General features: G+C 41.8%; 12 protein-coding genes and 1 pseudogene. 8 read left to right on the top strand and 5 right to left on the bottom strand.

Features of this window, described 5'->3' with window-relative positions; all coding sequences use genetic code 11:
• Window positions 1-6: 6 nt before the first annotated feature.
• On the top strand, window positions 7-990 hold the full coding sequence (gene zntB / locus XBJ1_RS10410) for a zinc transporter ZntB (protein ID WP_038198889.1): 984 nt from the start codon (window positions 7-9) through the stop codon (window positions 988-990).
• A 275-nt stretch (window positions 991-1,265) separates the two neighbouring features.
• Here zntB and ttcA read toward each other — a convergent pair.
• Window positions 1,266-2,183 (bottom strand): annotated as a pseudogene (gene ttcA / locus XBJ1_RS10405) (tRNA 2-thiocytidine(32) synthetase TtcA); the annotation flags it as partial.
• Between the two features lie 517 nt (window positions 2,184-2,700).
• Here ttcA and XBJ1_RS10400 point away from each other — a divergent pair.
• Complete coding sequence (locus tag XBJ1_RS10400) at window positions 2,701-2,991, top strand: putative hemolysin (protein ID WP_080515964.1); 291 nt, start codon at window positions 2,701-2,703, stop codon at window positions 2,989-2,991.
• 208 nt (window positions 2,992-3,199) lie between these two features.
• On the opposite strand, the gene dsbB is transcribed toward XBJ1_RS10400, so the two are convergent.
• Together dsbB and nhaB are read right to left on the bottom strand one after the other, a co-directional pair.
• A complete protein-coding gene (dsbB, locus tag XBJ1_RS10395; protein WP_012988888.1) occupies window positions 3,200-3,718 on the bottom strand; it encodes a disulfide bond formation protein DsbB in 519 nt (172 codons plus the stop codon).
• 173 nt (window positions 3,719-3,891) lie between these two features.
• Window positions 3,892-5,442 (bottom strand): sodium/proton antiporter NhaB, encoded by a 1,551-nt coding sequence (gene nhaB / locus XBJ1_RS10390; protein WP_012988886.1) that lies wholly within the window; start codon window positions 5,440-5,442, stop codon window positions 3,892-3,894.
• A 236-nt stretch (window positions 5,443-5,678) separates the two neighbouring features.
• On the opposite strand from nhaB, the gene fadR reads away from it, so the two are divergent.
• The 4 genes from fadR to XBJ1_RS10370 all read left to right on the top strand — a co-directional run bounded on the left by fadR (window position 5,679) and on the right by XBJ1_RS10370 (window position 10,346).
• A complete protein-coding gene (gene fadR, locus XBJ1_RS10385; RefSeq protein ID WP_012988885.1) occupies window positions 5,679-6,401 on the top strand; it encodes a fatty acid metabolism transcriptional regulator FadR in 723 nt (240 codons plus the stop codon).
• A 536-nt stretch (window positions 6,402-6,937) separates the two neighbouring features.
• On the top strand, window positions 6,938-8,239 hold the full coding sequence (locus XBJ1_RS10380) for a D-amino acid dehydrogenase (protein WP_012988884.1): 1,302 nt from the start codon (window positions 6,938-6,940) through the stop codon (window positions 8,237-8,239).
• Window positions 8,240-8,255: 16 nt separating this feature from the next.
• Window positions 8,256-9,323 carry a catabolic alanine racemase DadX gene (dadX, locus tag XBJ1_RS10375; protein ID WP_012988883.1) on the top strand — a complete coding sequence of 356 codons (1,068 nt, stop codon included), beginning with the start codon at window positions 8,256-8,258 and terminating at the stop codon, window positions 9,321-9,323.
• Window positions 9,324-9,599: 276 nt separating this feature from the next.
• Window positions 9,600-10,346 carry a MipA/OmpV family protein gene (locus XBJ1_RS10370; protein ID WP_012988882.1) on the top strand — a complete coding sequence of 249 codons (747 nt, stop codon included), beginning with the start codon at window positions 9,600-9,602 and terminating at the stop codon, window positions 10,344-10,346.
• Window positions 10,347-10,443: 97 nt separating this feature from the next.
• Here XBJ1_RS10370 and XBJ1_RS10365 read toward each other — a convergent pair whose 3' ends face one another.
• Together XBJ1_RS10365 and gapA are read right to left on the bottom strand one after the other, a co-directional pair.
• The gene (locus tag XBJ1_RS10365; RefSeq protein WP_012988881.1) at window positions 10,444-11,316 is read right to left on the bottom strand and encodes a D-hexose-6-phosphate mutarotase; all 873 of its coding nucleotides are present in this window, start codon (window positions 11,314-11,316) and stop codon (window positions 10,444-10,446) included.
• Between the two features lie 143 nt (window positions 11,317-11,459).
• Window positions 11,460-12,455, bottom strand: coding sequence for a glyceraldehyde-3-phosphate dehydrogenase (gapA, locus tag XBJ1_RS10360; protein WP_012988880.1), 996 nt, complete (start codon window positions 12,453-12,455; stop codon window positions 11,460-11,462).
• A 340-nt stretch (window positions 12,456-12,795) separates the two neighbouring features.
• Between gapA and msrB the strand changes: the two genes are divergently transcribed.
• Together msrB and XBJ1_RS10350 are read left to right on the top strand one after the other, a co-directional pair.
• Window positions 12,796-13,209 carry a peptide-methionine (R)-S-oxide reductase MsrB gene (msrB, locus tag XBJ1_RS10355; RefSeq protein WP_012988879.1) on the top strand — a complete coding sequence of 138 codons (414 nt, stop codon included), beginning with the start codon at window positions 12,796-12,798 and terminating at the stop codon, window positions 13,207-13,209.
• 99 nt (window positions 13,210-13,308) lie between these two features.
• Window positions 13,309-13,584 (top strand): YeaC family protein, encoded by a 276-nt coding sequence (locus tag XBJ1_RS10350; protein WP_012988878.1) that lies wholly within the window; start codon window positions 13,309-13,311, stop codon window positions 13,582-13,584.
• Window positions 13,585-13,655: the final 71 nt, after the last annotated feature.

Genomic DNA, 13,655 nt, shown 5'->3' with positions numbered 1-13,655 from the left:
GCAGATGTGGAAACGATTTATGGCTCAGTTTTTAAAGATTCCGACGCTGTGTATTCCTGCCAGTTGAATGGCAAGGGAGGTATCATGGCATTTGGGGAAAACGAAGCCGCAACAGCAGAACAGCCATTCTGGCAGCACCTTGATTATAAAAATCAGGCTAGCCAGCGATGGATCATGGGTACGGCTTTGCTGCCGACCTCAGTGAAAGAAGGGTTGTCAGGTGAAAGTATCCGACCAAAAGTGCTTCGCACTGGCGAAGGCACGATGATCACCTTGCGGACAGTTAATCGCAATGAAAATGCACGTCCTGATCACTTGGTCTCGTTCCGCATCTATATCAATGACAGAATGATTATTTCCAGCCGTCACCGGAAAGTTCGTTGTATCGATCAAGCCATGGATGATTTACATAATGGCGTTGGTGCCAAAAGTACGGGTCATTGGCTGGTTGAAATAGCCGGGGCCATTACCGATGAAATGAACGATTTTATTGAAGAGCTACATGATAGCCTAATAGGTTTTGAGGACGATATTCTGGAGCAGAAAGTCCCCGGACGCGGAGAATTAGTGTTATTACGTAAACAATTAATCGTTTTGCGTCGGTATATGGCACCACAGCGTGATGTATTCCTGCGTTTGGCCAGTGAACGGCTACCTTGGATGAATGATGAGGATCGTCGTCTGATGCAGGAGATCGCTGATCGTCTCGGGCGGGGGCTAGATGATCTTGATGGCAGTATAGCGAGGACAGCAGTCCTTGCAGATGAAATATCGTCTATGATGGCGGATGCGATGAATCGCCGCATTTATATGATGTCTTTGTTGACGATGGTATTCCTGCCAACGACCTTTTTGACAGGTTTGTTTGGCGTTAACCTTGGTGGAATACCTGGCAATGAGTATCGGTTTGGATTCGGCATATTCTGTCTCTTACTATTCATACTGATAACTATTTTTGCTTGGTGGTTAAGACGAACCAAATGGTTATAGGGAACTAAATAAAAATGTAAGAGACATATGGCGATTTAATAGTTTACTATCCTCAAACTGGCTGTTATCGCAAAATAGAACGGTTAATGTTATCTGGTTTGAGATATATCAATAATTAGATCCTACAATTAAGGCACTATAGCCTTCGCAGGTGAATACAACGTTGGGTGATGAACGTTGTGCTCCATAATTGTAGTTTTTCTCAAATTGAGTTTTGTACAGAATAATTGATTAATTATTGCCGATGTCAGTTTTTACATCGGCTATTTTTTTCGCTATTTTATTTCGACCACATCCAGACGATCTGCTTGAAAATCAAGTTGGTCATCTGATTCAACGGCTGGCTGCGAGGGCAGTTCTTCACGATCAAAGGCCAAATCCCCACCATCAATCACTTCACTGCCATGAGTAATATTCTTGAAATCGAACAGATTAAAATCGCTGAGATGTGATGGAACCACATTTTGCACGGCACGAAACATAGTTTCGATTCGTCCTGGATAACGTTTGTCCCAGTCACGCAGCAGATCCTTAATGACCTGACGCTGTAAGTTGGGTTGCGAGCCGCACAGATTACAAGGAATGATCGGGAACGCTCTGGCCTCGGCATAACGTTCAATGTCCTTCTCCCGGCAATAGGCAAGTGGGCGGATAACAATATGCTTGCCATCATCGCTGATCAATTTAGGAGGCATACCTTTTAACTTACCGCCATAGAACATATTCAAAAATACGGTCTGCAAGATATCATCGCGGTGATGGCCCAGAGCTATTTTGGTCGCCCCTAACTCAGTTGCCGTGCGGTACAAAATACCACGACGAAGGCGAGAGCAGAGCGAACAAGTCGTTTTCCCTTCAGGGATCTTCTCTTTTACAATACCGTAAGTGTTCTCTTCGACAATCTTATACTCAATGCCCAGCTCTTCCAGATAGGCTGGCAGGATATGTTCAGGGAATCCTGGCTGCTTTTGATCCAGATTCACTGCCACCAGAGAGAAATTAACTGGTGCACTTTTTTGCAGGTTCTGCAAAATGGATAGAAGCGTATAGCTATCTTTTCCACCAGAAAGGCAGACCATAATACGATCGCCTTCTTCGATCATTTTGAAATCTGCAATGGCCTGACCCGCGTCACGACGCAGGCGTTTTTGTAATTTATTGAAATTATATTGATTTTTATGGTTATTCATTTCTGATTGTTCTTTACTTTTTTGGTTGCCTGTTTAGCAATGGATTGAAAGACCTTTAAAAAACTGAAATCAGTTTATTATGGCGGATAACATAAAAAAGGAAACAATGATAGAGGATGAAAAGGGATTATCAATCAGAGTTGGCAAAAAAGTCTTCCAGATAAGCATGGCTTAGGGTTTATGAAAAGTTTGGTAATAAAAATCTTTTTTTCGTTAATTAGGTTTTGGGAAGCTTTCTCTTCTTTGCTTCCCATTACCACACCACAACCTGATAGTATGTGGTTTTACACTGCATCGAGCTGCCAGTTCCTGAGTTTTGATATAGGGTGATTCCGCTTCTGATGGATTATACAAATATTTATTAAATATTTGTATAATAACCACATATTAAATATGTACCAAGTTTTGGTAAACCTGTTTTCAAAAGCACTGGTCATTGATTTGTTGCTTGGTTTGTGAGCATTATTATGAAATAAGAGACAAAAATATCTAATGTATCGGTTATACAGTGGGAGAAAAAATGTTTTTGCAACGTAGGCTCGTTTTGGGCAGCTTTTTTCTGATGGGATGGGTATTAGCGGGTTGCAGTGGGCAACAAACTGATCATTCATCTAAACGCCATAAAAATTATCAGTATTCTGATCTGGGAATCAATCTGAGTGAAAATGCCAGTATGAACTGTTTTGATGCAGGGGGAATTCTCGCGAGGGCAATACAGATTAATGGAAATCAAACGCCGGTTTGCCAATTAGCGAATGGGCGGCGCTGTGATGAACGAGCCTTGTTGGATGGTGGCTGTACGTCTATTTGAGTTTTCTGATTGTCAAAAATAACCCACAATTATTGTAAACACACCGACGGCGATGTTGGAGTCTGTGTTTGCTATTTTGTACGATATTTTTTCTTAAGAAACAGCCCGTAAGGGCTGTTTCTTTTTATCGTGGTGCAATTATTCCTGATATCTCGGAAGTTCGTTAAACTGATAACAATAAATAACTTTTTGCAATTAAGTTATGTTTTCAGTTCTTACCCCGGATAATAAAAAACTGACTGATCAGAACCAAAACACCCACTACCAAATAAGCAGCAAAAATACCAATTAACCATTGTGGCATATCCAGAGTCAGAAATGACCACTGTTTCACCGAACAATCACCAGTGGCTTGAAACACAGAAGGCAGCCATTCATTCAAGGGTAGCCATGACGGGAATCTGACAAAAAATTCGCAGGTATTAAAAGGGGTAGGATGGAGCTGCATCATGGTATGATCCCACGCCAGTTGTAATCCCTGCCACCCACTATACAGCCATAGCAGGATTGCCAGCCAACGTAGTGGCGTTTTTGGTGTAATGGCACCGAGCAGAGCCGCTCCCAAAATGCCAAATAGTGCAATCCGCTCATAAATACACATCACACAGGGCTGTAACTTCATCACATGTTGAAAATAAAGTGCTGTCAATTCCAATATAAGAGCTGTTAACGCCATCAGTAACCATGCGCTTCGCCCTTGTGAACTCTGTTTTAAAAATCGAAACATTTTTCTGTTTATCCCATAGTTTAAATTTAACTATAAATGATGGCTCATTTTGCCGTTTTAAAAACCATAAAAAAATAAAATTAATCACATTATCTTTTTAAAAAGGGGCAATAAAAAACCGGACAGTGCACATTTCCACCATCCGGTTGAGTTTGAGGTAAATTACGGAGCAATTAAAGCGGAGTGATCAGACCGAGTTTCATCAGATACTCAGTCGCTGGAACAAGCCAGAATTCCACACTCAACAAGCCGACCAAGGTCATTACAATGGTATAAGGCAGCGCCATCACCACCATGCGGCCATAAGACAGACGAATCAATGGAGACAGGGCAGATGTCAGTAAGAATAAAAATGCGGCTTGTCCATTTGGTGTTGCCACTGACGGTAAGTTTGTGCCTGTATTGATAGCTACTGCCAGAAATTCATATTGTTGCTGTGAAATTAAACCATTCTTCAAGGCAATTAGCGCTTCATTAATGTAAACCGTACCTACGAATACGTTGTCAGAAACGGCAGAAAGCAATCCATTGAACAAATAGAATAATGACAATTGTGAGGCTGGCGAAGATTGCAGCACATATTGAATAAATGGTGTAAATAATTGCTGATCAATAATCACGGCAACGACAGAGAAAAAGACGGTTAACAGTGCAGTAAACGGAAGAGCTTCTTCGAACGCTTTACCTAAATCATGCTCTTCGGTGATACCGCAGAATGCCGTAGCCAGAATGATTACCGACAGACCAATCAGCCCGACCTCTGCTAAATGGAAAGCCAGTGCCAAAATCAGCCAGATACCAATTAATGCCTGAACGGCAAGTTGAGTTTTTTCCTGCCGAGTGCGTTTTTCACTGGTTTTTTTATCGTAATCTTCTAAAACCGAACGAACATGAACGGGTAATTCAGCGCCGTAACCAAATAATTTAAAATGCTCGACCAGCAAGCAGACCAGCAGACCACAGACAAATACCGGTATGGTGACAGGAGACATACGAATAAAGAACGTTACGAAATCCCAGCCAACGTGTTTAGCAATAATCAGGTTTTGTGGCTCGCCCACCATGGTCATCACACCACCCAAAGCTGTACCGATACCTGCATGCATCATCAGGCTGCGCAGAAATGCCCGGAATTGTTCCAGAGTCTGCTTCTTATCTTCGCCGTCAATAAACTGATCATCGTTCAGGTCAGAGTTGTTATTTTGGCTGGCGGAAAGGAAATGGTGATAAATGGAGTAAAACCCTACCGAGACACTGATAACGACGGCAATAACGGTCAAGGCATCGAGAAACGCAGACAAAAAGGCACTCGCCAGGCAAAACGCGAGTGACAGCATTTTTTTAGAGCGAATAGTTAACAGTAGCTTCGTGAAAACAAATAGTAGCAGTTGCTTCATGAAATAAATGCCAGCAACCATGAAAATCAACAGCAAAATAACTTCGAGATTGTTGGAAATTTCATGACTTATTTGTTTTGGCGAAGTCATCCCGATGATGACCGCTTCAATAGCGAGTAATCCTCCGGGTTGTAAAGGGTAACATTTTAACGCCATTGCCAACGTGAAAATAAACTCGACAACGAGCATCCACCCTGCAACGAAGGGATTGACAAAGAAAAAAACCAGTGGATTGATAATAAGAAAAACAATGATAGCCAATTTGTACCAATCCGGCGAGTTGCCGAGAAAGTTTTTCACCACTGCATGTCGAATACTGATTTCCATTATTATAAATATTCCTCTTTGTGGATACATGGGACAAATCTAAAGAGTCATAGTACGCTCTAAACGATAGCAATTTAAGGGTATCAGAACATAATTAATCAGCGAATAATTCCATTTTTTATGATTCCTTTCACTCTTTCGCTGTTTATTTACTATGTAACTATGTCGTTCAGACGCGTTCTGGTATGATCGATGATTATTATTAGCTAAGAAAATTGCTTTGGAATAGTTAAAATATGGTAATTAAGGCTCAAAGCCCTGCGGGTTTCGCGGAAGAGTATATCATTGAAAGCATTTGGAATAATCGCTTTCCACCAGGTTCCATGCTGCCAGCAGAGCGTGAATTATCTGAGTTGATCGGTGTTACCCGTACTACTTTACGTGAAGTGTTGCAGCGCCTTGCCCGTGATGGCTGGTTGACTATTCAGCATGGAAAGCCAACAAAGGTCAATAACTTCTGGGAAACATCTGGTCTTAATATTCTGGAGACGCTGGCACGGCTTGATCATGATCGCGTTCCCCAGTTAATTGATAATCTACTGGCGGTTCGTACCAATATCGCCGCGATTTTTATTCGTACTGCATTTAGACATAATCCTGAAAAATCATTGGAAGTATTGGCAGAAAAAGAGAGTGTGGAAGATACCGCCGAATCTTTCAGTGCCGTGGATTATGATATTTTTCGTGGGCTGGCTTTTGCGTCAGGAAATCCAATTTACGGTTTGATTATCAATGGATTAAGAGGGCTTTATACCCGCGTTGGCCGCTATTATTTCTCAAATCCTGATGCCCGTATGCTGGCACTGAATTTCTATCAGCAATTGAGTACGATGTGTCGGGAACAATCCTATGACAAAATCATGGATTGTGTGCGTAGTTATGGTAAAGAAAGTGGAACCATTTGGCATGACATGCAAAGTGTTATGCTGAATGATTTAACAGAAGCACGTCACAGCTGATCACATTTCATTTCTAATTTCTGTTTTTTTATCTGCCATCACATTCTAAAAGCGTACTAGCTTAGTTAGTGCGCTCTTTTACATTAGGTTGTTTTTCCATCTTATTCACACCCCGGTATTTTTATTTTTCAATTGATGTTGAAAATTTACGCAAACTGTAAAATTCAATTTTTTAAATTATTATTCTGCCTAATTGTTCTTGCTTGGATATTTAATTCTGAATATTTTGGTTTGACAATAATTTAATGAAATTTGGAGTTGTAAATTTTATGTTTCTTTTTTCCGTGAAAATCACTTAACAGGTAGTGAAATAAGATAATTATCAGTATTAAATTTTTATTTAATTTATTGAATTAATTTGATTTTTATTAATTTTTGATCGAAATTAGAATGACGATATTATCAATATTTTGTAATAAAAATGTGATTCAAATCCTAAAATTAAATTAATGGTGTTGTAGTCTATTATTCTATATTGGCTTTTTATATTCAGCATATTATGCTTGCACATATTACTCATATCAACAGGGGGCAGAATGAAAGTCCTTATTTTAGGCGGTGGCGTTATTGGTGTCACCAGTGCGTGGTATTTGGCACAGGAAGGTCATGAAGTGACTGTGGTTGATCGCCAGGATAGTGCCGCTGAAGAAACGAGTGCAGGTAACGCCGGTCAGATCTCACCGGGATATGCAACGCCATGGGGAGCACCGGGGATACCACTGAAAGCAGTAAAATGGATGTTTCAACGCCATGCACCACTGGCTATTCGCCCTGATGGTTCACTATTTCAGCTACGCTGGATGTGGCAAATGCTGCGCAACTGTGATGCTGACCATTACGCCATGAATAAAAGCAGGATGGTGCGATTGGCGGAATATAGCCGTGATTGCATTAAACAGTTAAGGGCAGATACTGGCATCCAATATGAAGGGCGTCAGGGAGGAACTCTGCAATTATTTAGAACTGCCAGACAGTTTGATAATGCCGCCAATGATATCGCAGTATTGGAACAAGAAGGTGTTCCTTACCAATTATTGACCGCAGAACAACTGGCATCAGTGGAGCCTGCACTTGCCCATGTTTCCCATAAATTGACAGGTGGGTTACAACTGCCGAATGATGAAACGGGTGATTGTCAGATATTTACCAAAGCGCTGGCAAAAATGGCAGAAGAGGCGGGAGTCAAGTTTGTGTTTAGCAATCAGGTTAAACAGATTCTGGTGGATGGAAACAAAATCACGGGTATCCGGTGTGATGGTGGCATCATGACGGCGGATAACTATGTGGTGGCGATGGGGTCTTATTCTACCAACATACTGAAAGAATTCGTTAAAATCCCCGTTTATCCGCTGAAAGGCTATTCTCTGACGATGCCGATTATGGATGAAGCAAGAGCGCCAACCTCAACTGTACTGGATGAAACTTACAAGATAGCTATTACTCGTTTTGATAACCGTATTCGCGTTGGTGGCATGGCAGAAATGGTCGGTTTCAATATGAATGTACCGAATAATCGCTGTGAAACGTTAAAAATGGTTGTGCAGGATCTCTACCACAGCGGTGGCAATATTGCTGAAGCTGCATTTTGGACGGGGCTACGCCCAATGACGCCAGATGGTACTCCTATCGTCGGCCCAACCAAATATAGTAATCTCTATTTAAACACAGGACATGGAACGCTAGGCTGGACGATGGCCTGTGGTTCAGGGAAGTTATTGTCTGATTTAATTTCTGGCAAGACGCCGGAAATCGCGGCAGATGATCTCTCGGTATTTAGATATATCAATGGATTCAATACAAAAGTGCTTCGAGTGAAGCATCGTTTACATACTGCATAAATTATAAGGGGTCGTCATGCCACGTCCTATTTTGGCGACGATCCATCTCGATGCATTCCGCCATAACTTGGCGGTTATCCGCCAGAAAGTCGGTGACAGCAAAATCTGGTCAGTAGTGAAAGCTAATGCATATGGGCATGGATTGGACAGAATATGGCAGTCACTCATGCAAACGGATGGATTCGCGCTGCTTGATATGAATGAAGCTATTTATTTAAGGGAACACGGGTGGCAAGGGCCAATCCTGTTATTGGAAGGTTTTTTCAAACTTTCGGATTTGCAGCTCATTGATCAATATGGCCTGACAACTACAGTGCATAGTTACTGGCAACTCAAGGCAATAGAAGAAGCCAGACTGAATAACCCCATTGATATCTATTTGAAAATCAATAGCGGAATGAATCGGCTGGGTTTTACCCCCGAAGAATATTCACAAGTGGTCTCAATGGCGAATTGCATAAAAAATATCAAGTCAGTCACGTTGATGACTCATTTTGCTAATTCAGATAATGAGATTGGTATTGATGAGCAATTTGCGGTTGTTGAATGTCTGAAAATGGACTTACTTCCTCGCTGTCTAGCCAATTCTGGTGCAGTTTTGTGGCATCCGAAGACACATGGTGATTGGGTTAGGCCGGGTATCATCCTGTATGGTGCATCCCCGAGTGGAAAATGGCGTGATATTGCTGATGTGGGTTTGAAACCAGCGATGAGTTTACACAGTGAAATCATTGCGGTTCATGACCTACCCAAAGGGGCAAAAATTGGCTACGGCAGCCGTTATACAACCCAGTATCCTACCCGTATAGGTACGGTGGCATGTGGTTATGCTGATGGTTATCCAAGGCACGCCTCAACGGGTACCCCCATCCTTGTTGGTGGTGTCCGTACACAGTTACTGGGTGCCATATCGATGGATATGATGACGGTTGATTTGACGCCGTGTCCACAAACAGAAATAGGTAGTACCGTGGAGTTATGGGGGGAAAACTTGCCAGTGGATGAAGTGGCCGAATCCGCAGGAACCATTGGTTATGAACTGCTCTGTGCTTTAGCTATACGTGTTCCGGTAGTTGTTAACTGATCTTATCTCTTTCAGGCATTTTTCCGTACCGAAATTTGGAATAATGCCTGTATTTTTTTATAACATCAGCAAAATTAATATTCAGATAATATCTAAGTGTGACGTTGTCACTTGATGATTTTTAACCAATGGTAACATCAAGCTGCCAGTTCCGGATTTTATGCATATAGTGCGATTAAATTAAAAATCATTATCAATTGCTTGGCAATAAATCACCGGATACATACACTTTATGCCTGATTTCACAACAATTTGTCTGACAGGAAATAACTTATAATGACTAATAAGGTGTTTATTGCAGTAGTGGGGCTTTGCCTGTCTTCTTCTGTGGCATATGCTGGCGAATGGTCTATTGGGTTGTCGGCATTGTATGAAGCTAAACCTTACAAGGGATTGAAAACAAAAGATAAGATACTGCCGGTTCCCATGGTATCTTATGAGAGTGAAAACTTTTATTTTCAGACTCTGGCGGCAGGTTATTACCTCTGGAACCAGCCAAAGGATAAGCTTTCTGTAGATCTATTCTATGCTCCACGAGCTTTCCACCCCAAGGATAGTACAGATGAGCAGATGAAAAAACTGGATCGTCGTCGTGACACGGTTATGGGTGGTTTCACTTATAAACATCATGAAGACTGGGGGAGCCTGCGTGCCTCATTAGCTGCCGATATACTGGGCGAAAGTAACGGTATCAGTGCTGATTTCGCCTACTTATATAGTTTCAAGCAAAACGGCTGGTTATTGGAACCAGGGATAGGCATTGTCTGGGATAGCAAAAAACAGAACCGTTATAGTTATGGCATCAAAAAGAACGAATCTGTTCGCAGCGGTCTGGCTGAATATACACCGGGCGATAGCTGGAGTCCTTATCTTGAATTATCTGGTTATTATACCTTCGATAATAATTGGACTGCTTTCATGATGGGGCGTGTAGAACATTTACCAAGCGAAGTGAAAAACAGCCCGATGACCAATCGCTCATACTCCGGTACTATCTGGTCGGGTATTACTTATACTTTCTGACAGATGTTGTTTATGTCAAGAAAGATGAAAAGCTGAACTCTTCAAGATAGTCATAGCAAAATAGTCATGACAGAGTTCAGCTTATCGTTTATTTCCATCAAGGATTTTTACGGCAACGGATAACCACAGAAAGCCTGGCAGGGTTGTTATTTCTGGATAGTTGTGGGGAGTTGATACATGCAGTTTCGATGCAAACCATATTCTTGTAACCTTCTTTACTCATATCTTTCATACTGCTGGAAAGTTCGGCACCGGGATTCCAGCAAACTACATCACTATGGTGATAATGGTGAATTTCAATAGTTCGTTTCCACGGTGTATCACTGAGTAGACTGAAATCTTCTGGTTCAGTATAAATGCGGTCAATTCGTCCTTTAAAAGTCAGATCTTGGTGAACGTACTGTTTTTTATCGGCAACGGTATCGATAAAGTGAGCACCAAGCCCGCTGACACGGATTTGATTGACATCACTGATATTAAAGTAAGAGTGGAGAGCACATGTTGTTTGATATTCTCCGTGAGACTCCAGCTCTATTTCGCAGGTTTCCCCTAACTTAAAACGGGCAATGAGTGTGAACTCGTGCGGCCATAACTTATGTGTCTCGGCATTATCTTGTAGTGTAAATGTCAAGATCACGCCGTTTTCATTTTCATGGTGTGCCCTGAATTCCCAAGGTAAGATCCGTGCAAAACCGTGACTGGGAGCGCTTGTCGAACCAAACCAGGGCCAACAGATGGGAATGCCACCACGAATGGCTGTACCTGTATTAAATTCAGTGTTATCGCTTAACCATAATACAGGTTTTTCACCACTGGGCTGCCATGTAATAAGATGTGCCCCCTGAATACTGATTGCGCCGCGTACTTTTGGGTGTGACAGAACAATCAACGGAAATCCTTCAATATTTCGCTGGCTAATATAAGGAGATATTTGTTCTACAATCGGTAATGAGAAAATTTTATCAAGCATCTGTCATGACCTTATGTAAACCTGAGTTGGTGGTTGACTAGGAACAAGAATAGCTCAATGTTTTTAAGAGATAAATCGGAATAGATAAAAATAAAGCCGCCTGTTTAAGGTGGCTTTATGAACGTGGATGCGATGCTATTCAATTATTTAGAGATATGAGCAACCAGATCCAGAACTTTGTTAGAGTAACCCGTTTCGTTATCATACCAAGAAACTAGTTTCACAAAGTTATCGTTCAGCGCAATACCTGCTTTTGCATCAAATACAGAAGTCAGTTTTTCGCCGTTGAAATCAGTGGAAACAACATCATCTTCGGTGTAACCCAGAATACCTTTCAGTTCGCCTTCTGAGGCTTCTTTAATTGCATCACAGATTTCTTTGTAAGTTGCTGGCTTAGCCAAACGAGCAGTCAGGTCAACAACAGAAACGTTAGGAGTAGGAACACGGAAAGACATACCTGTCAGTTTGCCGTTCAGTTCTGGGATAACTTTACCTACAGCTTTCGCGGCACCAGTAGAAGATGGGATGATGTTTTGTGCTGCACCACGGCCACCACGCCAGTCTTTTGCTGATGGGCCATCAACAGTTTTCTGAGTTGCAGTTGTTGCGTGAACAGTGGTCATCAGACCTTCAACGATACCGAATTTGTCATTGATAACTTTAGCCAGTGGAGCAAGGCAGTTGGTTGTGCAAGATGCGTTGGAAACGATCTCTTGACCGGCATAGGCGTTGTGGTTGACACCCATAACGAACATTGGCGTGTCGTCTTTGGATGGGCCAGTCAGAACAACTTTTTTCGCGCCAGCAGCGATGTGCTTACGTGCAGTTTCGTCGGTCAGGAAAATACCGGTTGCTTCCGCAACAACATCAACACCCACTTCGTTCCATTTCAGGTTAGCTGGGTCTCTTTCAGATGTAACGCGGATGGTCTTGCCGTTAACAACCAGCTGACCATTTTTAACTTCAACAGTACCGTTGAAGCGGCCATGGGTTGAATCGTATTTCAGCATGTAAGCCATGTACTCTGCATCCAGCAGATCATTGATAGCAACGATTTCGATGTCTGAACGCTCTTGTGCGGCACGGAAAACAATACGGCCGATACGACCAAAACCGTTAATACCTACTTTGATAGTCATAGTATTCCACCAGCTATTTTTTAGTGAATTAAAAGTTGTTTCTAAAGTTACCAAAATCTTGTCAACCGTCAAGCGGAATCGTGTCAACAATTGAAAAAATCAATTTAGAAATCACTATCTGAACGCTTGTTAGACAGCCAAGACAACTCTACGCCTTCCATTATCGGGGCATAAGTAGATATTTAAAGTTGCTATCGGTTAGATATGTGAGACTTATCACAATTAGTAGAGCAAATTGCGATGTTGAATGGGTTAGAATGCTTCTCAACATTTTTATGTTGATTTTTTGTTGTTTTCGATGCTTTTTTATTGAAAATATTGGCCTTAAAAGGTGGTTGCTATGGCTAAAACTAAAAATACTTCCCTTTTTATAGAACAGCTTAGTGAAATTCAGCGCTATGTTACGCAAAAAGCAGGAACCGAACCGCCATTTTCAGGAAAACTACTGCATAACAAAAAAAGTGGCATTTATCACTGCCTGTGCTGCCGTCAGCCATTATTTATTTCTGACACTAAATTTGATTCTGGCTGTGGATGGCCAAGCTTTTACCAGCCGTTCAATGATAAATCCATCAATTGTATTGATGATTATTCTCACAACATGCATCGAATAGAAGTGCGTTGCAGTCACTGTCAGGCACATTTAGGGCATGTTTTTCCTGATGGCCCCAAACCGACAGGAGAGCGTTTTTGCATCAATTCTGCGGCACTGCGCTTCATTGACGAGGAAACTGGGGATGAAACAGAAGGTTAGCTTTGTTACTGGGCCTGTTTTTTGACAAAACAGCAACGTAAATCAGTAATTAAAGAAGAAACGATTCAGCATAATGTACGTAGCCGTAAGGAAATATCGATGAAGTTGGATGATTTACTTTCCGCCATGACACCTGAAATTTATCAGAGATTGGTTCAGGCTGTTGAATTAGGCAAGTGGCAGGATGGTGTACCGCTAACGCCGGAACAGAAAGAGCACAGTTTACAGATGGTGATGCTTTGGCAAGCCAAGCATAACCACGATCCTGAACATATGACGATTGGTACGGATGGCCAAATTACCATAAAAAGTAAACAAGAGTTGAAGGTCATGTTCCAGTCAGAAATGGTCGTGAAACCACAGCCAGAAGAATGAAGAAATAACCTCGTCTTGTGCAGTGATACGACGAGGTTATATTCTGAAATATTATGTCCAGAAGTATTTAT

The organism is Xenorhabdus bovienii SS-2004 (assembly GCF_000027225.1).
Lineage (GTDB): Bacteria > Pseudomonadota > Gammaproteobacteria > Enterobacterales > Enterobacteriaceae > Xenorhabdus > Xenorhabdus bovienii_C.
Note: the sequence above shows the minus strand (reverse complement) of the source record. Positions and strands in the feature narration are given on the sequence as shown.